Raw genomic sequence first — 22,298 nt, forward strand, 5'->3', positions numbered from 1 at the left:
GCGGGGTCTGGGCCGCGCTGATGTATCCGATGCCATCCCCCTCTAGGCAAAAAACAGAATACTGTTTATTGTCCTATCCGTGAACAGTATCGATGAGCGCCTCCTGACCCGGAACGGTCTGGCCGCCCGGCAGCTGGCCGTGTCACTCCTCGACCACGACGAGGACGCCCGGCTGCCGAGCCTGCGCGACCTCAGGAAGGAGCTGGGGGTCGGGGCCGGCACCGTCCAGGCCGCCTTCCAGCTGCTCGAGGAGGCCGGCGCGATCGAGACGGCCGCCCGCGGGCACCTCGGCACCTTCCTTGTGCGCGCCGACCGTGCCCTCCTGTGGCGGCTGTCCGGTCTTGGCACACTGCTGGCCGCGATGCCGCTGCCGTACTCGCGCCGCTACGAAGGGCTGGCCACCGGTCTGCGCGCGGCGTTCGAACAGGCCGGGGCGCCGTTCGCGGTCACCTTCATGCGCGGTGCCCACACCCGGGTCTCCGCGTTGCTGGAGGGCAAGGTCGACTTCGTGGTGCTCTCGCGTTTCGCCGCCGACCGGCTGATGGCCGAGCACCCGCTCGAACTGGTCGCCGACCTGGGCCCGTCCACCTATGTCGGCGCGCACGGCGTTCTGGTGCGCCACGGGGTCGACGTGGCCTCTTCCGGTCTGCGAGTCGCCGTCGACCGCAGCTCCAAGGATCTCGAACTACTCACCGAGCGGACGTTCGAGGAACGTGCGGACGTGCGGTGGGTGGAGGCGTCCTACATGCAGCTGCGGGACCTGTTCGCCCGCGGTGAGGTGGACGCCAGCGTGTGGAACCTCGACGAGGTGCAGGGCCGCATGGGCGATGAGGTCGACGCCCTGCCGCTGGGCGACGAGATCACCCGCGAGCTGTCCCTGCGCAACTCCTGCGCGGCCATCGTCGGCCGGGCCGACGACACGCGTGCGCTGAGCGCGGTGCGCCGGGCCCTCGACTTCACCGTGGTGACCACGCTTCAGGACGCGGTGCTGCGCGGCGAGCGCATCCCCTCCTACTGATCCCACTGACCAGGCGCCAAGTTCTCCGGGGCATGGGGGCTTGGCGCACGGTCCGCGAAATCAATATCCCGATTCCTGCTGAATGGGCAGCGGTCACAGAAGGACTGGAGCAGATGGAAGAACGGCTCGCACTGCGACTGAAGATGTTCCGCGACGGCGGCCAGGCCGAGCCGCGGGTGCTCGACTTCGTCACCGGCGAACTCGAAGATCTGGCGGCCGACGGACAGGTCGTCACCGAGGACACCGCCGGCATGCTGACGAGCCATCTGATGATGGCGCTCACACGGCTGTTGAACGGCGAATCGATCGAGAAGACGTCCGCTGATGAGCAGATGGCCGCGGAACTCGCTGACCATCCCGCAGCGGTCGCCCGCGCCCGCGCCGTCGCTGAACGGGCTCAGAGCGAACTCGGCGCCGCACTTCCCGAGTCCGAGATCAACTTCCTGGGCATGCACTTCGCCGTCCTGGCGCAGCGCTCGCCCACTTCCTGAACCCCCGCATCACTGCACGAGTAAAGGACAGACCATGGCGAAGATCCTCACCGGCGGCGTCGGCAAGGTCGAGGTTGCCCAGACCATCGACAAGCTTGCCCTGGACGGCGTTGAGGTCGCCGTCTCCAACGACATGGACGCAGCGATGAAGCTGCGCGCCGGCCAGGCCGACTACTTCCTGGGTACCTGCCACACCGGGGCCGGCGCCTCTCTCGGTGTCCTTGTCGGCCTCATGGGCCGGCCGGCCTGCCATACCTTCGGCCGCTCTGTTCCCACTGCTGACCAGGTGCAGGCACTGCTCGCCGACGGCAAGAAGGTCTTCGGTTTCGCTGTCGACCAGATCGACCTGATCGCACCTGTCCTGGTCGAGGCCATCACGGCCAAGACCGCGTAGCCACACCCGACGTCCCGCATACCACGAGGGCCACCCAACATGCATTCATCGGTGCTGCTCGCCTCCGGCGGGCACAGCTCGCTCAACCTCACCGCGTTTCAGATCGTGCTCGTCGTGGCGGTCTGCGCTCTGTCCGCGCTGCTGGTCAACATGGCGGTTGCCGTGTTCCACGACGGTGTGCGGCCGTTCATGCTCGACTACCGGGAAGGGCGGATGAAGCGCCGGGAGATCGCTCCCATCGCCTTCAGTCTTTCCTCCGGGTTCATCTTCGGCCTAGGCGCGCCGATGGCGTTCTCCACCGGCGTACTCAACCCGTGGATCCTGTTCCTGCCCACGGACATCCTCGGCCTGTTGGCGCCCAAACGCTGGATGGCTCCCGTGCTGGGTGCGGCGTGGGCGCTGCTGGTGGTGTTCGGTCTGTCCGGAGCCACGCAGGCGGCGCAGTCACTGCCCGTGGACTTCCTCACGGCGATGCAGGCGCTGTCCGACCCGGTGATGTACCTGTTCGCGTTCTTCCCGGCGGTCGCCATCGCGTTCCAGTTCGGCAAGGCGCGCGGTGCGATTGCGTTCGCCGCGGAGGGCGTCATCATGCTCGCTTCCGCGTACTTCTGGGAGGGCACCTTCCCCGGGGCGGTCCCCATGGCAGTCGGCATGCTGCTGCTCGTCGGCCTTGCCGTCCGTCGCGACATGGTGAACCGGCGCATGGCACGCGAGGAGGCACTGGCCCGAGGTGAGGCACCGCCGGTGCCGGACACCTCCGCCGCCGAGTCCCTTTTCGGTGCCAACGCCAAGCGGCTTCGCAAGCACCTGCCCTTGCTGATCACGCTGGGCGGGCTGGTTGGAGCGCTGTGCGCCACGGGCATCTTCGCAGGTGGCGAAGCCACGAGCTACGTCGTGCAGCACGGCGAAATGGACAATGCGGCACAGATCGACTTCTACCGCACGTTCGGCTTTATCCCGCTGATCGGCCTGACTTCACTCGCCTCCGGGACCTTCGCCACCAACGGCATGAACTTCGTCTACGCCGCGGGCTACATCGCGCCGAACGTCGTGATCGGTGCGATAGCCGGAGCCGTCATCTTCGCGCTCGAGGTGCTGGCCCTGGCACAGCTCGGCAAGCTCTTCGCCAAGGTCCCCTCGATGCAGGATGCATCGGACCACATCCGCAACGCGATCAACCAGGTGCTGGAGATCGCTGTACTGTTCGGCGCCATCCTGGCAGGCATGCAGATGGGCGGCGGGGTCGGAGTCGCCCTGGTCGGCGGCCTGTACGTGCTGAACGAGGCCATGGGCCGTCCCGTCATGCGACTGGCCGCCGCACCCGTCGCCCTGATCTGCACCGGCCTCCTGCTCAACCTCGCCCACTGGGCCCACCTGTTCACCCCGCTCAAAGGCTGAGCAATGACAGACACCCAGGAAGGCACGACCATGTACCAGGTCCGCACCGTCACCGGGCCCCTCTCTCCGTCCGACATCCACGGCCCAGCCCTGGCACATGAGCACTTGGCCGTGGACCTCAGCAGGGACACAGACCCGGACGCGGTGCTGCTCACGGCCGCGCACGGCCCGCATATCACCACCGAACTGACAGGACTGCGCGAGGAGTTCGGTCTCGCCCTCGTCATCGAGCTGACCTGCCGAGGCATGGGACGCGATCCGCGTGCGCTGGCCCGCATCTCGGCCGAATCGGGAGTCGCGGTGGTCGCGGCCACCGGCTGGTACTACGAGCCGTTCCATCCGGACGAGGTCGACGGCGCAGACGTCGAGGAACTCACCGAGACCCTGGTCCGCGACATCGACCACGGCATCGGCCGCACCGCCATCCAGCCCGGCGTCATCGGCGAGGTCGGCAGCCACGGTGAACAGCCCAGCGAGCCCGAGACCCGCACACTCACCGCCGCCGCCCGCGCGGCCGTTGCGACCGGGCTGTCGGTGGCCACCCATGCCCACCTCGGCTGCGGCGGACTGGGCCAGTTGGAACTGCTGACCAGCGAGGGCCTGCCCGCTCACCGGATCAGCATCGGCCACCAGGACCTGCTCGACAACCCATCTATCCACCGTGAGTTGGCGGCCTCCGGCGCCTACGTCGCCTTCGACACCGTCGGCAAGGAGAGCTACCAAAGCGACGACACCCGGCTGCGGCTGCTGCTGGCACTGCTGGAAGCCGGGCACGCCGACCGCGTCCTGCTCAGCTGCGACATCTCCCGCTGTAGCTACCTCCTGGTCGAGGGCGGCCAAGGCTACGGGCACCTCTTCCGCTCCTTCCTACCCAAGCTGCGCGCGGCCGGCGTCGACGACGAGCTGATCGACCTGATGACCCGCCGCAATCCGCTGCGCTTCCTGACCGGCGAGACGGAGGGGGAGGCCCTCCTTCGCCGCTCACCAACCGAACTGCACCACCACAAGGACGACTGAACGTGTTCCTCGACACCGTGCTCACCCGCAACCCAGAGCTGGTCGACACTGCCGCCGCGCTGCACCACAGCGGCGAGATCCCGCCCGACACCTACGTCATGGACCTCGATGCGGTGGAAGCCAACGCGGAACTGCTCGCCGCGGAGGCCGAGCGGTTCGGTCTGACCCTGTGGTTCGTCGTCAAGCAGTTCGGACGCAACCCCGAACTGATCAAAGCCATCACCCAACACATCCCCAAGTACGCGGCCATCGACCCCCCGGAGGCGCGCATCCTGCACGCGGCCGGCGCCCAGGCCGGCAATGTGGGCCACCTTGTGCAGATCCCCAGCCGCGCCCTGGAGGAGATCCTCGCCTGGCGCCCGGAGACCGTCACCGTGTACGACGTGGCCAACACCCGTGCCGTCTCCGCCACGGCCGAACGGCTCGGCTTCATCCAGGACATAATCGTCCGCCTGGAGGGCGCACCCGGCTCGGTCTACCCCGGTCAGGAAGGCGGCGTCCCCCTGGGCCAGCTCGACACCTTCGTCACCGAGGTGGAGCAGTTGCCCGGCGTGCGCATCGCTGGCGTCACCGCCTTCCCCTGTGTGCTGTGCGACCCCGCCTCCGGCAGACCGCAGCCCACCCCCAACTTCGACCTCGCGCTAAGCGCACGCGAGATGCTCGCCGCCCGCGGCCACACCCACCTCAAACTCAGCGCCCCCAGCGCAACATCGATGGCCTCGCTGCCCCTCCTCGCCGAACTCGGTGCCACTCACGGGGAACCCGGCCACTCCCTGACCGGCACCACCCCTCTGCACGCGGTGGACCCGAGCCAGCCCGAGCAGCCCGCGTACGTCTACATCAGCGAGGTGGCGCACACCCTCGCCGACGGCCGGCCAGCCGTCCACGGCGGCGGCTTCTACCCCCGTGCCCGGATCAAGGACGCGTACCTGCCGCGCTCCGGGGTGCGGCTGGCCGTGCACGACGCGCCCGCCGAGAACATCGACTACTACCGGCTGCTGGAAGCGCCCGCGACGCCGAACGACGCCGGGCTCGGCGACACGGCGGTCTTCGCCTTCCGCACCCAGATCTTCGTCACCCGCAGCAACGTCGCCGTCGTCGCCGGACTGTCGTCCGGCACGCCCCGGCTGCGCGGCCTGTACGACGCCCTGGGCCGGGCCCTTGACTAAGGAACAGCACCCATGAGCAAAACCGTCATCGTCGTCCTCGACGGCTTCGGCGTCGGCGCCATGCCCGACGCCGGAGCCCTGCGGCCCGGCGACGCCGCCGCCGACACGTTGGGCCATCTCCTCGACCACTTCCGCCGCACCCGGGGCCGGGCGCTGCACCTGCCCGCGCTGTCAGCACTCGGCCTGGGCCTGGTCCACCCGCACCCGGACCTGGCCGCGCGCACCGTGCTGCCGGTGGCGGTGGGCCGGGCCGCCCTCGGCTACCCGGGAGCGGACACCTACGCGGGCCACCAGACCATGATGGGAGCCGACTTCAGCACGGTGACCGTGGCCCTGCTCGCCGACCACCTCGACGCCGTGGCCGCCGCGCTGCGCGCCGCCGGGCACGAGGCGGAGCCACTGGACAATCTGCCGGTGCTGCTCGTGGACGGCGTGGTGCTGGTGCACGACAACCTGGAAGCCGACCCGGGCATCAACTGGAACGTCTCCGGCCGACTCGACGACCTGCCGTTCCAGCAGATCCTCTCCATCGCCGCGACCGTCCGCTCGGTCGCACCGGTCGCCCGCGTCATCGCGGTCGGCGGCCACGCGGACGCGCCGTTGGCCGAGTTCGTCCGCCCCGGCGAAGGCGGCACCGTCGGCCTCGACACACCCGCCAGCGGTCTTTACCGCAACGGCGGCCTGCAGGTACAGCATCTGGGCGCGCCGCTGGACCACACCCAGCAGCTGCCGGACCTCGCGGCCCGCGCCGGGATCCCGGTCACGCTCGTCGGCAAGGCCGCCGACATCCTCGCCTGCGATGCCGCGGTGCGCCGTCCGGCGGTGGCGACCGCGGACGTCCTCGCGCACACCCTGGACGCCGTCCGCGCCGACGGGGACGCCCTGGTCGTCGCCAACGTCCAGGAGACCGACCTGGCCGGGCACCAGCAGGACACCGACCGCTACGGCTCCGTGCTGGAACGCGCCGACCAGGGGCTGGGCGAACTGATCGCCCTGCTCGACACCCCCGGCGACTGCCTGATCGTCACCGGAGACCACGGCAACGACCCCACCATCGGCCACGCGTTCCACACCCGCGAGTTCGTACCGGTCCTGATGCACCGGCCCGGCACGATCCCGGAGCACCTGCCCGACACCAGCAGCCTGGCCGACCTGGGCGCGACCGCAGCCGCGCGCCTCGGCATCGCCCCCGACCAGCTGGCCAACGGGACCGCCCTGCGCCCTCCACGGCAGGCCGGCTGACGCACCGGGCATCCCTCCCGCACACCCAGGAGATCTCTGACATGAACAAAACACTCAAGGGGCTCGGCGTGAGCCAGGGGACGGCTATCGGGCCGGTCCGCCGGATGGGGACGGCCGCGCTGGAGCCCGGATCCCAGCTGATCCCGACCGACCGGGCGCCCCACGAGCAGGAGCGCGCCCACGACGCGGCCCGGACGGTCGCCGCGGAGCTGACGGCGCGCGGCGCGCGGGCGGGCGGCCAGGCACAGGCCGTGCTCGAAGCGCAGGCACTGATCGCGCAGGACCCGGAGCTGGCCGCCGACGTCGAACGCCGTATCGCGTCGGGGAGTTCGGCGGCACGCGCCGTCCACGACGCCTTCGCCGCCTACCGGGAACTGCTGACCAGGGCCGGCGACTACTTCGCCGGACGCGTCGCCGACCTCGACGACGTGCGCGACCGCCTCGTCGCCCACCTGCTGGGCGTGCCCATGCCCGGCCTGCCCGACGGTGACGAACCCTACGTGCTCGTCGCCCGGGACCTCGCCCCCGCGGACACCGTCCTGCTGAACCCCGCACTGGTGCTCGGTTTCGTCACCGAGGAGGGCGGGCCGACCAGCCACAGCGCCATTCTGGCCCGGGCGATGGGCGTGCCGGCCATCGTGGCCCTGCCGGATGCCGCGCACCTGGCCGAGGGCGCCGTGGTCGCCGTCGACGGATCCACCGGCGAAGTCGTCGTCGAGCCCGGCGCGGATCTGCGCGCGGCGGTCGCGGAGGCCGCCGCCCGGCAGCAGGCGGCACTCGCGATGTCCACCGGACCGGGCGCGACCCGGGACGGGCACCCCGTCCCCCTGCTGGCCAACATCGGCGGCCCGGCCGACGTGCCCGCGGCACTGGCGGCAGGCGCCGAAGGCGTCGGCCTGTTCCGCACCGAGTTCCTCTTCCTGGACGACAACCGGACCGCCCCCACGCAGGAGAAGCAGGCCGCCGCCTACCGGACCGTTCTCGAAGCCTTCGGCGACGCCCGCGTCGTGGTGCGCGTCCTGGACGCCGGCGCGGACAAGCCCCTGGACTTCCTGACCCCCACACACGAACCCAACCCGGCTCTCGGCGTACGCGGCCTGCGCACCCTGCTCGACCACACCGACGTCCTGCACACCCAGCTCAGCGCCCTCAAAGAGGCCGCCGAAGGACTACCGATCCACCTGGAGGTCATGGCCCCCATGGTCGCCGACCGGACCGACGCCGCCGCCTTCGCCGACGCCTGCCGCCAAGCGGGCCTCACCGCGAAAACCGGAGCCATGGTAGAGATCCCCTCCGCCGCGCTACGCGCCCACACCATCCTGAAGGAGGTCGATTTCCTCTCACTGGGGACCAACGACCTGGCGCAGTACACCTTCGCCGCCGACCGGCAGGTCGGCGCGCTCTCCCGACTGCAGGACCCGTGGCAGCCCGCCCTGCTCGACCTCGTCGCGTCCGCGGCCGGGGCCGCCCGCGACGCGGGCCGGAGCTGCGGCGTGTGCGGCGAGGCCGCCTCGGACCCGCTGCTGGCCTGCGTACTCACCGGACTCGGCGTCACCAGCCTGTCCATGAGCCCCGCCGCGATCCCCCACGTCCGCGCAGCCCTCGCCGCCCACACCCTCGACCAGTGCCGCACGGCCGCAGCAGCGGCACGCGGCGCGGACACCCCCGACCAGGCCCGCAACGCGGCCGCGACTGTTCTGCACACCTCCTGACAGCTCGTCACTGCGCCACGCGCGCCGGCCCCACCGCCCTCACAACACGAAGATCCGGAAGGACATCCCATGCCCACCATCCAGGTCACCGTCGGCGCAGCCGACGGCCTGCACGCCCGCCCCGCCTCCCTGTTCGTCCAAGCCGCCGCCAGCCAGCCGGTCAAGGTCACCGTCGCCCGCCCGGGCGCCGCGCCCGTCGACGCACGCAGCCTCCTCGCCGTCCTCACCCTGGCCGTCGGCCACGGCGAGACCCTCGAACTCACAGCAGAAGGCGACGCAGCGCCTGCAGCGCTGGACGAGCTCGCCACCCTCCTCGCCTCCGACCCCGACACCGCGCGGTAACCGCGCCTTCCCCAGGACGTATCGACGCACCCCCAAGGAGTGATCGAGGACCCACGACAACAACGGCACCATGTGGCGGCAAGCCGCCGTCTGAGTACGGTGTGCCCCCTGGTCTGAGTACCCGTGCGACTGCGTGGCATCGGCCGACCAGGATTGGATGGAGGCATGAGCACACCACAACCTGCCCCAGCCTCCCGGAGCAATGAGGCGTCCCCGGAGCGTACGCGGTTCTGGGCAGTCACATCCGCCCTTCTCTTTCCGCCCGCAGTGCTCGTGACCGGCGTGCTGGCCCTCTCCTCGGAGCGGGCCTCACGGTGCGTCGTGTACAAGGATGCGTGCGCCCCCGGGCTGCCGGCTTCGCTTTTCGTATGGAATGTGGGCATCGGCGTTGTGGCGCTCGTGGTCGCCTTGACCGCTCCAGCCGTGCGAGTTCGGCGCGTGGCAGTCGCTGCACAGGTATTTGCCGAGTGTCTGGCGTTGCTCGTCATCGTCTCCCATGTATGACTGTGACCGCCTCGTGGCAGGCCGGCTCGTGTTCTATGCCGCTCCATCAGGTGCTGACGCTGCCCGCAGGAGTCCGCGTTGGGGCTGGCCGGGCGCCGTCGTCCGAGAACTCGCGGTGTTCCTGCCGCGGCGGGTGGGTGGCGTCCGCGCGGGTCATCAGCCCGGCTGGGGCACGGGCGCTCGCTACGGGGGTCGACGGTGACGACGGGCATGGCTGTGATCGACCGCGTGGGCCCCGCCCCCGCCGAGCTCTGCACGTCCCTGTCGCAGGATGTCGTCCAGGGTGAGGTCGGGGCGCAGGCGGTGCCAGGTGGGTTGGCGTAGGAGGCTGGCGCGGGTGCGGGTCGCGTAGCGGACTTCGCCGACGAGTCGGGGAAGCACCCATCGTGCTCCGATCACAGCGGGCGGGGTGCCGAATGGACAGTCGTCCGTCTCGGCTACATGGAGAAGGCGGGCGAGGACTGAACGTTCCTTGTCGCTCCACCCGGTGCCGACGCTGCCGACGTACCGCAGGTGTCCGAGGTGGGACTGGCCGACGAGGACGGCGCCGGGCAGGCCGGTGAGTCGTCCGCGGCCGGGCACCCACCCGCCGATGACCACGTCCGCGGTCCTCATGTTTCGGATCTTGATCCAGGAGCGGGAGCGGACGCCCGGCTCATAGCGCAAGGTGAGCCGTTTCGCGACCAGCCCCTCCAGGTGCGCGGTCCGGGTCGTCTCCAGGGCCTGCGCCCCGTGCCCGATGACGGCCGACGGCGTCGACCAGTACGGGCCCTCCAGTCCGAGCCCCTCCAGTACGATCCGGCGTTCGGTGTACGGCGCTCGCACTAGGGAGTCGTGCCCCAGATAGACGGCATCGAACAAAACCAGATGAACGGGCGTCGTCGCAGCCATGCGGGCTGCTTTCGCAGGGGATCCGGTCAGGCCCATGCGGGACTGGAGCCGCTCGAAGTCGCTGCGCCCCTCGGGATCGAGGACCACGATTTCCCCGTCCAGGACCGCGGGCCGGCCGAGTGCCGGGCCGAGTGCGGTGAGTTCGGGGTAGGCGGAGGTGATGTCCGTCCTGCTTCGCCTCGAACGCCCAGTGCTCGTTCTGGACCGGCAGCGGGCCGGCCGTGGCGAGCATCGGCTCGATCCGCGGCAGCGCAACCATGGCGAAGGGGATCCGGTCAGGACGCGCTGCGCGTCTTCGCGGCCGTCTCCCGGGCGCTGCTCGACGAGCTCGCGGCCGATGGTTTCCTGCCGGAGGAGGCCGTGTTCACGGTCCTGCTCGCCCGGCGTCCGGGTCGTGCGCGGTGAGCGGCGGGCAGCGGCACACCGAGCCGGTGGACGTGCACCTCGGCGGCCAGTCCCGGCTCGGCGTGGTAGAGCTCGAAGTCGCCGACGTGCTCGACGCTGCGTTCGGCTTCGCTGTCGTACAGGTCAGCGGACACGTGTCAGATCTCCGGCTCGTCCTCGCCGGTGTCCTTCCAGCCATGCTCGCAGGTGTAGGTGAGGCGGATCGCGCTGACGGGTCCGGGCAGCGCCCGCGGCTCGGGCGCCGTCACGCGTGCGCCGCCGCGGCCTGGAGCGCCTGGCGTCCGGCGTCCGGCGTCCGGCGTCCGGCGTCGGTGACCTCGACGAGGTCACCGTGGCTGCCGTCGGCGGGCACCACCACGCGCACGAGGTTCTGCTTCCACAACTGGAGCGAGACGCCGTACCAGGCGATCTGCCGCTCGGTCCACGCCTCGTGACCGGGATGGTTCTCGTCCATGCCGGGCTCGGCGGGGTTGAGGGCTGGGAAGTAGTCGGACATCGCCACCGGCTTGGGCGAGTAGGCGATCATCTGCAGCAGGTCACGTTCATCGGTGCTCAAAGCCATGCGCACCACGCCACGGCGGCCCGCTGACGACTCCGCCGGGTGCAAGCGTGGCGGGTGAGGTGACCGCGCCGTGCTGAAGGCAGCGGCTCAGGCGGTCCTGGGCCGATGTCACGGCCCGCATCAGGTCGCTGCGCAGGGGTGCCGCTATGGTCCCGGCGTCGAGTCCTACGGCGCGGACCAGGCGGGTCAGGGCATGACGCTGGCCGGCTGTCATGGCGCGTCGAAGCTGCGGGTGGGTGAGCGCGTCCCGGGCCGCGTAGCCGTCGGCGTGGGCCAAGGCGAGGATTCCCGTGTGCAGCGTGGGTATCTGTTCATCTGTGTGTCCCATTGCCAGGAGCAGCGCGGTGACGCCGACGCGGGTGCGGAAGACGGCCGTGCCGGGGGCGGGCTGCTGCAGGGCGAGCACCGCGGTGAGCATGCCGTCGAGGTGCGCCGCCGGAACAGCACCGGCGGCATCTCGGCACAGGGTGCGCAGCAGGTGCTGAACCGCTTCTTCCCAGGGCTCGGTGGGGCGGCTGCCCTCAACCAGGTCGGTCGCCTCGTCATGCTGCCCGTTCTGGGCGAGGGCGAGGATGAGGGTCTGTCGGCCGTCGAGGAGCCGGGTGCCGACGCCGCGGTGGGCGGCTGCGGCATCGGCGGCTTCGCGCCAGCGGTCGGCCCGGGTCAGGGCACGGGTGCCGTCGGCCAGGAGGGCCGCCCACACCAGGCTGCAGACCGTCTTGTGAGCATCGGCGGAGCTGGTGAGCGTGTGCAGGTTGACGGTTCGGCCGGTGATCTCGGTGGAGGTCTGGGCGCGTGCGGCGCGGAAGAGGGTGTCGAGCATGGTGTAGGCGCTGTTGCCGTCGCCTTCGCGGATGAGTTGCCGGGCGATGTTGAGGATCGGCTGGAGAGCGAGTTTCACCGCCCAGGCCGGGAGCGGGCCTGCCTGGTCGAACACCGCGTACTGGGACCAGCACAGTTCTCGGGCGAGGTCGGGGACGGCGCAGTCGGAGGCGATGAGGGCGGCCTTGTTGCAGATCTCGGCGGCACGGGTGGCCTGCTGGTGAATGTCGCCGGTGGCGGGCTGCGCGGCCAGGTCCGTCAGCTGGCGGATCCGGGCCGTAAGAGGGAGCGCGGGCGGGCGGGGCCGCTGGACGAGCGGGAACCAGGTCAGCAGCCGGTCGTTCATACCGGGGCTCCTTGCTCGGGCTGGTCCTCAACGGTCGGGTCGGGGCCGAAGACGACCGATTTGGCGCCTGCGGCGAGGGTGGCCTGGGTCGGGTGCGGGAGCCCGAGCCGGTTGAAGGCGAAGATGATGTGGTGGACCAGGACGGCGCGCAGCCCGCGGTGCAGCCGCCCGGCGGCGGCAAGAGCGGCGAGGTCGCGGCCCGCGGTGGTGAAGGCGTGCGGCCAGGCGGCGGGCACGGGCAGCGGGGCGCCGTCGCGGGTGAGCTGTGTGATGTCAGCGGTCATCAGGTGCCGCAGACCGCCTTGCAGGGTCTTCAGCCGGTGCGTGGGCTGTGGTTGGGGAGGGTCGCGGTGTTCGGCCACGCGTGCCCAGACATCGCCCTGCTCGTACCAGTCGAGGCCGGCGGCGCGAAGCAGCGCGGTGCACAGCAGGATCGACAGCTCGCGGCGGTGCAAACGGTGCGGGTGACGGCTCAGGTGGGCTATCAGGTGGTGGCTGTCGAGGTGGAAGAGCTGGTGGGCGCAGGTCATGGCCTCCACTCCGCCGAAGGCGTGGGTTTCCGGCTCGTAGATCACGGGGGTGACGGCGGTGAGGTGCTGCTGGCGCTGGAGGGGGGCGAGGGCGTGCAGGAGGTGGTTCTCGGCCGTGGTGGGGTCGCCGGGTGGTTGGTAGCGGATGCGCCAGTGGGGGGCTTTGCGCAGGAAGAACCAGGGGCCGATGAGGCGGGCGGTCTCGGCGGCGGTCAGGAGCGGGGCGAGGTGGGTGAGGGCCGTGTGCTCGGCGCTGTCCCAGTCGGGGAAGGCGATGTTGATCTGCCGCCAGGAGGTGTCCATGCGGGTTCGGCTCCGTCTCGTCTATGCCAGGAGGATGAAGGTGTCCCAGCCCGATTCCGGGGCGGCGTTGGTGCCGAGGGTGTGCAGGGCGAGTGCGCTGCCGGCGGTGCCGTCCAGGAGTTCGGGATCGCGCTGCTGAAGGTGGGTGATCTGCTGGGTGAGCCGGTCGGTCAGGCGGGGCAGTTCGGCGGCGAGGGCACCTGTGGTCGCGTCGGTGGCCATGCGCCAGGCGGCTTGGAGCAGCCCGGCGGTTCCGTGGCAGAGCCCGGTCTCGGTGAGCGTGTCCAGTTGGTCCGGGGCCTGGAGGGTGGTGAGCATGGCGTGCTCGGCGGTCTGCTGGCGGGCCGGGTCGCCCAGGGCCATGCCCGCGAGTTGCTGGGCGCGGGCGGTGCCGGCGATGCCGTAGCACCACGAGGGCCTCGGCCGCAGCGCCGGATCGACCTGGTGGCGCCGAGCCTGGTCGAGGGTGATGAAGCCTGGCCACCAGGGGCCGGTGGCGTCGTGCTGGCGCCATCGGTCCGTCCACGCGCAGATCCGTTCCACTGCTTCGCTGGTGCCGGGGACGGCCGGGCCGTGCAGGAGGGATAGCGAGAGCAGGGCGAGGACGGAGCCGATGCCGTGGGCCATGCCGAAGTTCCCGTGCCCTGCGGGATAGTCGGGGCTGGCTTCGCCGTTGGGCGCCACGCTGGTCCACCACGCCGGGAGTCCGTGCAGTCCGTGTTCCTGGGGGCGGTGTTCGGTCAGGCGTATCAGGTAGGCAAGGACGTCGGCGGTGACCGGGTGGTCCGGGTGGTGCTTGAGGTGGTAGGCGCCGAGCCCGGCCAGGCCGCGGATCACGTCGAATTCCTTCATCGGCGGGGCCTCGCTGCGGTCGATGCGGGTGTGGGCGTGGGCCAGGCGCTGGCGGGTGACCGTGATCGTGGCGTCGTCCAGCTTCTTCAGGGCGTGCTGGTACCGGCTGGAGTCCCCTGCGGCGGCGTTCATGGCGAACGCCAGGGCCGGGGCTCCCATGTAGAGGCTGGCGTTCGCGGCGGCGGTCAGGTCGCCGTGGGCGGCCGAGGCCAGCCAGGTGTGCACGGTGCCCCAGTCGCCCCGGCCGCAGTGGGCGCGTTCGATGTGGAACAGGGCAATGCCCGCGGCGCCGCCCGCCAGCGACTGCGGCCACGCCCGGCCGCCCGGCGGTGCCGTATCCCAGGCGGTGTGCGGGTCGGACATCTGCGCGGCCAGCGTGTCGGCCAGGGCCAGAGCCTGCGGAATCGGCTTCACAGCGCTGTTCCCTCTCTGCGGGCGGTCCAGCTCAGCGCCGCAGCGCGGGCCAGGTGTACGCAGCGGCACTCGGCCTCCATGTCGAGGCCGGCCATGCGGGTGTGGTGCAGGTGCAGCAGTTCCGGCAGCACGACGGTGGCCGTGACCCCTCCCGCGGCCTCGAGGGCACTTCGGTAGGCGGCCAGCGCATCGCGCCGCCGCGTCCATCGGGCGAGGATCTCCTCGCCTCCGGGCTGACGTGCCAGATCGGTGCGGTCATGGGGGCTGGCCAGGGTGATCGCCTGGTCGTACAGGCCACGGTCCGGCGCCGTGCCGGTGGTCTGGGCGCAGTCGATGAGCCACCGCATGGCCTTGCCCGGGGTGCCGATCAGGCCGATGGCGAGATCGAGCATGCTGGCTGCGGTCAGGGCCCGTCGATCGGGCCCGTTCTCGGCCGTGCAGGAGGCCAGTTGCGCGACGGCGGCCCGGGAGTCCGCCGCGAAGTACGCCTCGGCGGCCTCCCACGCCTGGGGGCCTCCGAAGCGGGCGGTCTCAGGGAAGTCGGTGTCCCACTGCACCCGGGCCAGGAGCCGGGCCTGGCGCAGCCGCCTGGTCCAGGCGCCGATCGCCGCGGTCGTCTCAGCGGCCAGACCGTCGCCGACGGCCAGGCGCAGCCGCAGATGATCGTCGGGGTCGCGGTAGGGCAGGAACCACCACCGCACCTCGCCGCCCAGCAGGTCGCGCAACTCGTGGAGCAGGTCCGGAAGATGGCGAGTGAGGATACTGGCGTGGCGGCCTGGGTGTGCGTAGAGCTTGATGAGAAACCGCCCGTCGCAGCCGGGTGGGCGGCCGTGCTCGCGCCCCGCCACCAGGTTGGTGTGCAGCCAGTACGGCGCCTTGACGGGGCTTGCTGTGGTGGTGAGAGGGATGACGACTTCGTGGGGGCGGTCGTTGATCCAGCCTGCCTCGGCGGCGCTCTCGGCGCGCAAGACCGCGCTGGCGTCGCGCCGCATGTGGGTGTGCAGCAGGGCCCGGTGTGAGGGCTCGGCCAGGTCCAGGCGAAGGCGCTGGTCGCCGTCGCCCACGTAGACGGTGCGCGGCACCTGGGTCTGGTCGCGCCACGTGGACAGGGACCGGTCCCACTGCGCCCAGTCGGCTGCGGGGTCGGCGAGGTCGGCGGCGGTGAGCCGCCAGCGGGCAGGTGCCAGGATCGTGCGCCCGTAGCGCAGCGCGGGCAGGAACGGCAGGCCGGCTGCCGCTCCCCAGTCGAAGGTGGTGCACGGGACGCTCAGCGCGTGGGTGGCTTCGGTGAGGAACCGCACCAGCGGATGGATGCGGCGGGTCGGTTCCACCGCGTTCATGGTCACGAACTGAAGCGGCCGGTGCCGCGACCTCGATATCAGGTACAGGCAGTGGGCGTCCGCGGTGACGGCGATGTCCTGAACGGGCACCAGGTCCGTGCCGCCGGGGCCGTGGCACTCTCCGAGGCGGACGGCGGCGTGCATCACCTGCGGGGTCCGGGCGACGTTCCCGGTGCCCGCATACAGCGGGGGCGCACAGACCTGGACGGTCAGCGCGTTCCCCGTTGTGGTGGACGCCGTCGCGTATGCCGCGGCCATCCGCTCCTGGTCTGAGGTGTCGAGCAGGCTCAGGAATCTGCCGCTCGTCGTCCCAGCGGACCGCGAGACCCCCACGATGGCCAGCGTGAACTCCCCGGCATTCAGGGCCCGCACGCTTCGGGCCCCGACGCGCACGGTCACCTCCGTCGTCGGCTGGATGCGTATCTCCGGGCCGGCCTTCTCGGCGAGGTCGGTGAGCATGGCGTCGTCCAGCACGATCTCGTGGCGGCGGTGCAGGGCCGCGTTCTGCGCGAGCGTCAGCAGTTTGGTGTCCCGCTCGCTCAAGGCGGCGGAAACTGCGGCTGGTGGGCCGCCGAGGAAACCGGCCGGGTAGCCCAGGCCCGTGTCGTTGTCCACAGCATCCAGGAGCGGCACCAGAGCGCGCGGGCCGTAGCGCTCCAGGAAGCGGCCGTGCCAGGCCACCCAGCCGCGGGAGAGCGCGGGGCGGCCCGAGAGCCGGATCAGCGCCGTGGCCGCCCGCGCGGCCTCCGCCGCGACCGCGGCGGGCAGTGTCACCTCGGCGTCGAGGCGCAGATCGACCGACAGCACCGGTCCGGCCGCCGGGCTGAGGTCGCGCATCACCGGCTCGATCTCGGCGCGCTCGGCCTGGGCGATCGCCGGATCGGTGGTGGTGTTGTGCCGTGTCAGCGCGCGGTTGATCTCGCGCAGCTTCGCCGCCGGCTCGGCCGCCGCGGCGGGGCCCTCGGTGCCGAGGACGGTCAGCACATGGGCGAGCGGGTCCGTCGCCGTGCTCGGCGGGCGGAGGTTCGTGACCAGGAGACGCTGGGCGATCAGGCCCGCCAGGAGCCCGTTGACCCTCGGGGTGGGGACGTGGGGGAAGTCGGCGGCCAGTTTGGCCGCGAGATCCGCGGTGCGGATGGGGGCGCCGGCCGTCTCCAAGGCCGCCTTGACGGGGGTGGTGAGGCGGACCTGCACGTGCGCCGGGGCACCGCCGTCGCTGCCCGCAGGGCGGTGTTCGAGCACCACATGTCCGTCCCGCTCCATCGCGAGCGGATGAGCCTGGACCGTTAAGCGGGGCTGGAGCACTCGGTCGGCTTCCAGGCGTTCGATCACCGCCGTCAGCCAGGTGGCATCCGGCCGGGCGACGGCCTGGTGGCCGGTGCCGATGCGGGCTGCCGGCGCGCCGTCGATGCGGGCGGGTGCCACTCCGGCGAAGAGACCGAAGGGAGTTGCCCGGCCCGAGGCGCGCAGCACATAGCGCATGAGGGTGACCACCACTTTGCGGACGGCAGGCTCGGGCAGCCGCCGCCCCTCACAGATCTGCCGGACGCGGCGTGCCAGCACCGGGCTGGCCTGCTCCACAGCGGCAGCGAAGCCGGGGACCCGGAAGGTCTCCTCCAGCCACGGCCGCCACGATCCCGGACCGTCGCCGTCGCCGTCGCCGGTCAGATCGGGCCAGAACCGGATGCGGCGATCCGGTGGCCAGGCCGCCGCACGCAGCACCGCTGCATCGATGTACTCGTACACCAGCCACCCCCTGTCGCCGCGTGGTGCCCGGCCGCGGGAGCGGCCGGACACCACGACTTTCAGAATCCGGACGGCCTACGGGCAGGTCGTCGAGCAGGCGGACTCGCAGGTCTGACCGCAGCCGTCATCGGTCATCTGAATGAGCCGGTCGGCCTCCGGGCCGGACTCGACGATGGAGACATCCAGGTCCCAGCCCTCGGCCGTCCCCTCCAGGCCCTCTGCTGCCGCGGGGACCGTAGCCACCGCTTCCTCAAACTGCACGGACACAACAACCTCCTAAGAGTTGAGTGGTGCACACAGCCCCGCCCCCTGGCTCCCCGCCAAGGGCGGGGAGCCTATGACCAGGAGATCTCGACAGCCCCGAGCCGCTTCGCCACGACCTGCGCGGAGGGCTCGGCCGCTTTCTCGGGCATCGGCACGTACCGGATGCGGGCGGCACCGCGCCGCCGGTGATCGGACGCCCACCGCCGCAGCAGCTCCACGTACCGCGCGGCGACCGTCTCCGCCTCGGGCCCGTGAGCCAGCACCCCGCTCTCGAAACCGCCGGTCTCCTCGTTGGGCCGCTTGGTCCGGTACGCGAAGCTGCCGCCGACCACCAGGGCCGGGACACCGCGCGTCACCGACAGCGCGAGCACGCCCTGGTCGACCAGTTGCTTGCTGCCGTGCAGCATCACCATTTCAGGTGTGCTGGTCGCCAAGAACAGCTCCAGCTCATCGGGCATGTCGAACGCGGCACCGGACCAGACCTCCCGGTGCCGCGCGTGCACGGCGGCTGCCAGGGCCTCGGTGTCGAACTCCTGACGCTGGTCGTCTACCTGAAGAGCGACTCCGCCCGTGACCGGGACCAGCCGCTCGGTGTAGGCGCCACTGCCCTGCATCGGCACGAACCCGCACAGCCGGTAGCTGGCGCTGACAAGGTCCTTGCCGTCGCGGTCGAACGCGAAGGACCGGGTGATCCCCCGCATCCGCAGCGGGACGACGATCCTGCCCCGATCGGACAGCTGCTCCAGCCACGCCGGCGGAATGTCCCAGGCGCCCGCGGTGACGATGATCCGGTCGAACGGGGCATGCTCGGGCACGCCGCCGTCCGCGTCGGCCAGCACCACCTGGACACGGCCGTAGCCCGCCGCGTCAAGACAGGCGCGGGCGCGCTCCACGATCTCCGCGTCGATGTCGGCGGTGACCACCGTGCCCGCCTCACCGACGAGTTCGGCGAGCAGCGCGGCGTTGTAGCCGCCGGAGCCCACTTCGAGCACGCGCATCCCCGGCTCGATCTCGGCCTGCTCCAGCATCACCGCCTGGATATGCGTGGCCGACAAAGAACTCAGAGCACGGCCGGACTCGTCGCGCTTGATCACCAGAGCCTTGTTGGCTGCATAAGCCGACTCCAGCAGCTCACCCGTCGCGAACAAGTGCCGGGGCACCGCCGCGACAGCCTTCGCGACCGCCTCGGACTCGAACACGCCCATCTCGTGCAGTTCGCTCACCATGGCCGCGCGGAGCGAGGCCGCCGTGTCATCGGTTTCTCGGACCGTAGTCATGACATCACCCTGCCATCTGTGATCGCGTTACGGGGACAGTTGGAAGAGCCAGATCCCGACTCGTACGAGGCAGCAACACCACGGAAGTTGACGCTGCCATCCGGCGGGGGCTGTACCACCGTCCCGTCCCGGCCGGGCCACTGCTCTCCGGGCGGAACGGGACGGTGGTACAGCCCGCGCCGTAGCACGCGGGCTGCGCCGCCCTCGGGGGTGCGGGCGGCGTGACCGGTCCGCTGTCCTTCTTCGCGGTGACCGGACCGGCCTCCGGGGTGTCCTCGGCGGGCGAGGCGTCGAGCGCGACGGCCGCACTCGCCAAGTACGGGGTCTGGCCGGCGACAATGACGCCGAGACCGAACAGGTTCGCCGTGAGCAGGACGATGCCGGCGAACACGCCGTCCCCGTCCGGCCTCGGCGGCCTCGGCAGGCGATGGCGGGCGCTCACCCATCCACCGCCCAAGCGTCGGCCCGCGTGAGCAGCTCGGTCTCGCAGCTCCCCGCGCATGCAAGGGTGGCCTTTATGTGTGGGGGTCTCCCACCTGCAACGCGAACTCGGCGGTGGGGTAACGTAGTTGGTGGGTCCTCTGCGCAGGGGACCCGAAGCGCAGGCCACCAGGGCTGCCGGAGCTGGAACTCCGACGGCATGTAGCTGGTTGTTTGCGTGGTGTTTAAGCACCTGGGAGGGGGCCCCTAGCGAGAGCTGGGGGTCCTTGCGTTCCTGCCGCCTCGACTACGCCCTACTGCGGGGTTGCGGTCCGCCTGGTTGTCGATCGTAGTGGTGATATGCAGGCTTGTCTCGTGCGGTCATGACCTCGTCTGCGTTGCACTGGTGTCATGACCTCATCTGGACCGTCCTTCGAGTACGGGGCGCCCTACTTGCCGGTGACCGGCGCACGTCCGCCCCGCCGGTACGTGGACGACGCCCAGGAGCACCACGTCGATTTGGACGACTGCGGGCGTGATCCGAGCGGCGGTGACTGCGACTACGACTGTCCGCGCTACGCACGCAGTCAGGCGGGATTCTGAACCGTCGAACCGGCGAACTCGTCGCCCTCGCCCAGCTCCTCCAAGCCTGCTCCCGAGGCGTCCACCCCGCCCTCGCCCCACTCATCGCCCGCCGAGCCGCAGAGCTCACTCACACCCCCGTCCCCACGCACTGACCGACCCACTCCTGCCCGGAGACACCTCTATGACGCAGCCAAGTAAGCCCTCCCTCCTGGGAGTCTTCGCACACCCGGACGACGAATCCCTCCTGGCCGGCGGTGTCCTCGCGCAGCACGCCGCCGCGGGCGCCCGCACCGCGGTCGTCACCGCCACCTGGACGGCCGACAGCCACCGCATCCCCGAACTCACGAACGCACTCAACATCTTGGGCGCCGGCACTCCGCGGCTGCTCGGCTACGCCGACGCACGCAACCCCAACTCGGCACCCGGCGGTGCCGCACGCCTCATCGACGCTCCCCTCGACGAGGCTGTCGGCCGCTTGGTCACGCACATCCGCGAGTTCCGGCCCGACATCGTGGTCGGCCACGATGCCCTGGGCCAGCTGACCGGCTTCCCTGTCAAGTTCTTCTGTTCAGCTTCTGGACGCCCGTAGCTTCACGTAGCTTTTCGCCGCTGAGAAGATCACTGCCATGACTGTCTCGTTCCGCATCGATCGACTCCTCGGTGACCGACCCTTCGCCGAGGTTGGTGATCCAGCCCTCGCCGTCGACGACAAGTACCGCGGCTTGTTGGCAGTGGCAGGCACACACGTGGCAGTGGCGGGCGTCCCCGACTTCGGCAGCATTGCACCTGTCGGTGTCTACGACACCGACAATCTGGCTTGCCGGGCCCTTCTCCGTGCGCGGTACCCCGTACATGCCATGGCTTTCCATCCCCGGCTGCCCCTGCTTGCCGTCGGTACAGGCGACTACGACGGCGGTTACTTCTTCAAAGGGGAGCTGCTCCTTCTGGACCTGGAAACAGGCAGGAGCACATCGCTCATCGAGCACGAACTGGGCCGCCAGGTCCTGGGCCTGGAGTGGCTCAGCGGGCAGGAACTACGCGTGCTGATGGCGCCGTATGACGACTGGCAGGACAAAGACGCGTGGAATGAGGGGCACGTTGCGGTGGTGTGCCAGCCCGACTGGAGGACCGTACCGCCCCGGTCGCTCACCGGACACGACCTGGCCGGACCACGAGTAGCGGCCCCGCGAATCGATCGTCGAGAGGACGCACGTCAGGGGGTCTCCAGCCTGAGTAGCGAATGGGACCCGCGTCGCAACGTCCGAGCAGTCGAGGAGCTGTCCGACGGCAGGATCGTGGCGACCCTCGACGGGATCCAGTTGGAAGCCTGGTTGCCCTCAGGGCAGCGGCAATGGGCTGTTCAGGACGACGGTGGCGGCCACGACCTTGTCGTAGCCGCAGATGAGCGATCGGCCTGGGTCGGCCTGATGCGGCCCCCGTGGGAGGAGCACGCTCAGGCCGTGGTCCGACTGGCGCTCCAGGACGGGGCGCGGCTCGACCGCTTCACTCCGACCGGCGCGGTGTCCCTGGTGCGATGTGCTGACGGCCCGCCTGCTCTTGCACCCGCCGGCAGGAACGGAGCGCGAAGCAGATTGCGTATCCGGCATGGCAGCCGGGTCTACTTTCGGGAAAGTGTCCCCAGGAAGAGCGGGCAGAAACCCGGACCAGGTGAAGCCTGGCTCGCGGCAGTGGAACCGAGGAGCATACCGGTCGCCGAACGTCCACGTGAGCCCAGAAAGGCGGAGGTCCGTCGTCTGTCTCCCTACTCCTGGATGCCTGGCGAGACACACTTCGCAGGTCCCGGTGTGGAGGCCGCCGACGGCGACCTGATCCATGCCGGCACTGTCTACCACGGCCACGGATTGCAACCAGGTGGATCGTTCGTCGTACGGCGCACGGTGGACGGAGAGAAGCCGACATGGGCATTCCGGACAGACCGGAAAGCCACGGACCTCGACCGCGACATGGAATCCGTCTACGTTACGTACGACGACGGCGAGCTTGTCATCCTCGATCTCCATGACGGCAACGTCCGCTGGCGCCAGCACCTGGTTGTGGCCGGAGTGCCCGTCGTGGCGACCGCGCTGACTGTCACCGAACCCGGCCGCCTGCTCATCGGTACCACTGACGGACGACTCCTGGACTGCTCGACCTTCTAGCCTCAGGCTTTCATGAAGCGGGCTGTCCGACAGGCGGTCAGGAAAGCAGAAAGTGCCTCTGACCAGCAAGAATGAGGATTGTCGAGGTCCTTGTT

At 70.6% G+C, this 22,298-nt stretch carries 21 protein-coding genes and 2 pseudogenes; 13 read left to right on the forward strand and 10 right to left on the reverse strand.

What is annotated here, in order from left to right; translation table 11 throughout:
• Window positions 1-79: 79 nt before the first annotated feature.
• The 9 genes from yhfZ (at window position 80) to ACIHCL_RS31740 (ending at window position 8,783) form a co-directional block, all read left to right on the forward strand.
• Window positions 80-1,018 (forward strand): GntR family transcriptional regulator YhfZ, encoded by a 939-nt coding sequence (gene yhfZ, locus ACIHCL_RS31700; protein WP_399867420.1) that lies wholly within the window; start codon window positions 80-82, stop codon window positions 1,016-1,018.
• Window positions 1,019-1,131: 113 nt separating this feature from the next.
• Complete coding sequence (locus tag ACIHCL_RS31705; RefSeq protein WP_399867422.1) at window positions 1,132-1,509, forward strand: PRD domain-containing protein; 378 nt, start codon at window positions 1,132-1,134, stop codon at window positions 1,507-1,509.
• Between the two features lie 34 nt (window positions 1,510-1,543).
• Window positions 1,544-1,903: a DUF2620 domain-containing protein gene (locus tag ACIHCL_RS31710; RefSeq protein WP_399867424.1), complete on the forward strand. Its 360-nt coding sequence runs from the start codon at window positions 1,544-1,546 to the stop codon at window positions 1,901-1,903.
• Window positions 1,904-1,942: 39 nt separating this feature from the next.
• On the forward strand, window positions 1,943-3,301 hold the full coding sequence (locus ACIHCL_RS31715; RefSeq protein ID WP_399867425.1) for a YhfT family protein: 1,359 nt from the start codon (window positions 1,943-1,945) through the stop codon (window positions 3,299-3,301).
• Window positions 3,302-3,304: 3 nt separating this feature from the next.
• Window positions 3,305-4,318 carry a phosphotriesterase gene (locus ACIHCL_RS31720; protein WP_399867427.1) on the forward strand — a complete coding sequence of 338 codons (1,014 nt, stop codon included), beginning with the start codon at window positions 3,305-3,307 and terminating at the stop codon, window positions 4,316-4,318.
• 2 nt (window positions 4,319-4,320) lie between these two features.
• A complete protein-coding gene (locus ACIHCL_RS31725; protein ID WP_399867429.1) occupies window positions 4,321-5,487 on the forward strand; it encodes an alanine racemase in 1,167 nt (388 codons plus the stop codon).
• 12 nt (window positions 5,488-5,499) lie between these two features.
• Window positions 5,500-6,729, forward strand: a complete 1,230-nt coding sequence (locus ACIHCL_RS31730) for a phosphopentomutase (RefSeq protein WP_399867431.1) — start codon at window positions 5,500-5,502, stop codon at window positions 6,727-6,729.
• A 41-nt stretch (window positions 6,730-6,770) separates the two neighbouring features.
• Window positions 6,771-8,441, forward strand: coding sequence for a phosphoenolpyruvate--protein phosphotransferase (ptsP, locus tag ACIHCL_RS31735; RefSeq protein WP_399867433.1), 1,671 nt, complete (start codon window positions 6,771-6,773; stop codon window positions 8,439-8,441).
• A 69-nt stretch (window positions 8,442-8,510) separates the two neighbouring features.
• Window positions 8,511-8,783: an HPr family phosphocarrier protein gene (locus ACIHCL_RS31740; protein WP_399867435.1), complete on the forward strand. Its 273-nt coding sequence runs from the start codon at window positions 8,511-8,513 to the stop codon at window positions 8,781-8,783.
• A gap of 774 nt (window positions 8,784-9,557) precedes the next feature.
• Here the strand turns inward: ACIHCL_RS31740 and ACIHCL_RS31745 are convergent.
• The 9 genes and pseudogenes from ACIHCL_RS31745 to fxlM all read right to left on the reverse strand — a co-directional run.
• A pseudogene (locus tag ACIHCL_RS31745) lies at window positions 9,558-10,437 on the reverse strand (ATP-dependent DNA ligase); the annotation flags it as partial.
• A gap of 16 nt (window positions 10,438-10,453) precedes the next feature.
• Window positions 10,454-10,717 carry a hypothetical protein gene (locus tag ACIHCL_RS31750; protein WP_399867436.1) on the reverse strand — a complete coding sequence of 88 codons (264 nt, stop codon included), beginning with the start codon at window positions 10,715-10,717 and terminating at the stop codon, window positions 10,454-10,456.
• 110 nt (window positions 10,718-10,827) lie between these two features.
• A complete protein-coding gene (locus ACIHCL_RS31755; protein WP_399867437.1) occupies window positions 10,828-11,139 on the reverse strand; it encodes a hypothetical protein in 312 nt (103 codons plus the stop codon).
• Window positions 11,126-12,313 (reverse strand): hypothetical protein, encoded by a 1,188-nt coding sequence (locus tag ACIHCL_RS31760; protein ID WP_399867438.1) that lies wholly within the window; start codon window positions 12,311-12,313, stop codon window positions 11,126-11,128. Before ACIHCL_RS31760 ends, ACIHCL_RS31755 begins: the two co-directional genes overlap by 14 nt.
• Window positions 12,310-13,146 (reverse strand): thiopeptide-type bacteriocin biosynthesis protein, encoded by an 837-nt coding sequence (locus ACIHCL_RS31765; protein ID WP_399867439.1) that lies wholly within the window; start codon window positions 13,144-13,146, stop codon window positions 12,310-12,312. The genes ACIHCL_RS31760 and ACIHCL_RS31765 overlap by 4 nt, the downstream gene beginning before the upstream one ends.
• 21 nt (window positions 13,147-13,167) lie before the next feature.
• Window positions 13,168-14,412, reverse strand: coding sequence for a lanthionine synthetase C family protein (locus ACIHCL_RS31770; protein ID WP_399867440.1), 1,245 nt, complete (start codon window positions 14,410-14,412; stop codon window positions 13,168-13,170).
• A complete protein-coding gene (locus ACIHCL_RS31775) occupies window positions 14,409-17,498 on the reverse strand; it encodes a lantibiotic dehydratase (protein WP_399867442.1) in 3,090 nt (1,029 codons plus the stop codon). The genes ACIHCL_RS31770 and ACIHCL_RS31775 overlap by 4 nt, the downstream gene beginning before the upstream one ends.
• A 75-nt stretch (window positions 17,499-17,573) precedes the next feature.
• Entirely contained in the window at window positions 17,574-17,765 is a 192-nt protein-coding gene (locus ACIHCL_RS31780) for an FxLD family lanthipeptide (protein ID WP_399867443.1), read from the reverse strand.
• A 68-nt stretch (window positions 17,766-17,833) separates the two neighbouring features.
• Entirely contained in the window at window positions 17,834-19,039 is a 1,206-nt protein-coding gene (fxlM, locus tag ACIHCL_RS31785) for a methyltransferase, FxLD system (RefSeq protein ID WP_399867444.1), read from the reverse strand.
• A 221-nt stretch (window positions 19,040-19,260) separates the two neighbouring features.
• Here fxlM and ACIHCL_RS31790 point away from each other — a divergent pair, with 221 nt between their 5' ends.
• Both ACIHCL_RS31790 and ACIHCL_RS31795 read left to right on the forward strand, forming a co-directional pair.
• Window positions 19,261-19,512, forward strand: coding sequence for a hypothetical protein (locus tag ACIHCL_RS31790; protein ID WP_399867446.1), 252 nt, complete (start codon window positions 19,261-19,263; stop codon window positions 19,510-19,512).
• A gap of 358 nt (window positions 19,513-19,870) precedes the next feature.
• Window positions 19,871-20,062 (forward strand): hypothetical protein, encoded by a 192-nt coding sequence (locus ACIHCL_RS31795; RefSeq protein WP_399867448.1) that lies wholly within the window; start codon window positions 19,871-19,873, stop codon window positions 20,060-20,062.
• Here the strand turns inward: ACIHCL_RS31795 and ACIHCL_RS31800 are convergent.
• On the reverse strand, window positions 20,047-20,175 hold the full coding sequence (locus ACIHCL_RS31800; RefSeq protein WP_399867449.1) for a hypothetical protein: 129 nt from the start codon (window positions 20,173-20,175) through the stop codon (window positions 20,047-20,049). The two genes, ACIHCL_RS31795 and ACIHCL_RS31800, sit on opposite strands and share 16 nt — an antisense overlap.
• A gap of 50 nt (window positions 20,176-20,225) precedes the next feature.
• Between ACIHCL_RS31800 and ACIHCL_RS31805 the strand changes: the two are divergent.
• Together ACIHCL_RS31805 and ACIHCL_RS31810 are read left to right on the forward strand one after the other, a co-directional pair.
• Window positions 20,226-20,597 (forward strand): annotated as a pseudogene (locus ACIHCL_RS31805) (PIG-L deacetylase family protein); the annotation flags it as partial.
• 73 nt (window positions 20,598-20,670) lie between these two features.
• Window positions 20,671-22,203 (forward strand): hypothetical protein, encoded by a 1,533-nt coding sequence (locus ACIHCL_RS31810; RefSeq protein WP_399867451.1) that lies wholly within the window; start codon window positions 20,671-20,673, stop codon window positions 22,201-22,203.
• The last annotated feature ends 95 nt before the right edge of the window (window positions 22,204-22,298 follow it).

Source organism: Streptomyces sp. NPDC052042, from assembly GCF_044548345.1.
GTDB lineage: Bacteria > Actinomycetota > Actinomycetes > Streptomycetales > Streptomycetaceae > Streptomyces.

Bases quoted from the DNA above. Each gene is read 5' to 3' on its own strand.
- ACIHCL_RS31760 (WP_399867438.1), bottom strand. From the start codon at position 12,313: ATGAACGACCGGCTGCTGACCTGGTTCCCGCTCGTCCAGCGGCCCCGC.
- ACIHCL_RS31795 (WP_399867448.1), top strand. From the start codon at position 19,871: ATGACCTCATCTGGACCGTCCTTCGAGTACGGGGCGCCCTACTTGCCG.
- ACIHCL_RS31765 (WP_399867439.1), bottom strand. From the start codon at position 13,146: ATGGACACCTCCTGGCGGCAGATCAACATCGCCTTCCCCGACTGGGAC.
- ACIHCL_RS31740 (WP_399867435.1), top strand. From the start codon at position 8,511: ATGCCCACCATCCAGGTCACCGTCGGCGCAGCCGACGGCCTGCACGCC.
- fxlM (WP_399867444.1), bottom strand. From the start codon at position 19,039: ATGACTACGGTCCGAGAAACCGATGACACGGCGGCCTCGCTCCGCGCG.
- ACIHCL_RS31720 (WP_399867427.1), top strand. From the start codon at position 3,305: ATGACAGACACCCAGGAAGGCACGACCATGTACCAGGTCCGCACCGTC.
- ACIHCL_RS31730 (WP_399867431.1), top strand. From the start codon at position 5,500: ATGAGCAAAACCGTCATCGTCGTCCTCGACGGCTTCGGCGTCGGCGCC.
- ACIHCL_RS31705 (WP_399867422.1), top strand. From the start codon at position 1,132: ATGGAAGAACGGCTCGCACTGCGACTGAAGATGTTCCGCGACGGCGGC.
- ACIHCL_RS31810 (WP_399867451.1), top strand. From the start codon at position 20,671: ATGACTGTCTCGTTCCGCATCGATCGACTCCTCGGTGACCGACCCTTC.
- ACIHCL_RS31710 (WP_399867424.1), top strand. From the start codon at position 1,544: ATGGCGAAGATCCTCACCGGCGGCGTCGGCAAGGTCGAGGTTGCCCAG.
- ACIHCL_RS31715 (WP_399867425.1), top strand. From the start codon at position 1,943: ATGCATTCATCGGTGCTGCTCGCCTCCGGCGGGCACAGCTCGCTCAAC.
- ptsP (WP_399867433.1), top strand. From the start codon at position 6,771: ATGAACAAAACACTCAAGGGGCTCGGCGTGAGCCAGGGGACGGCTATC.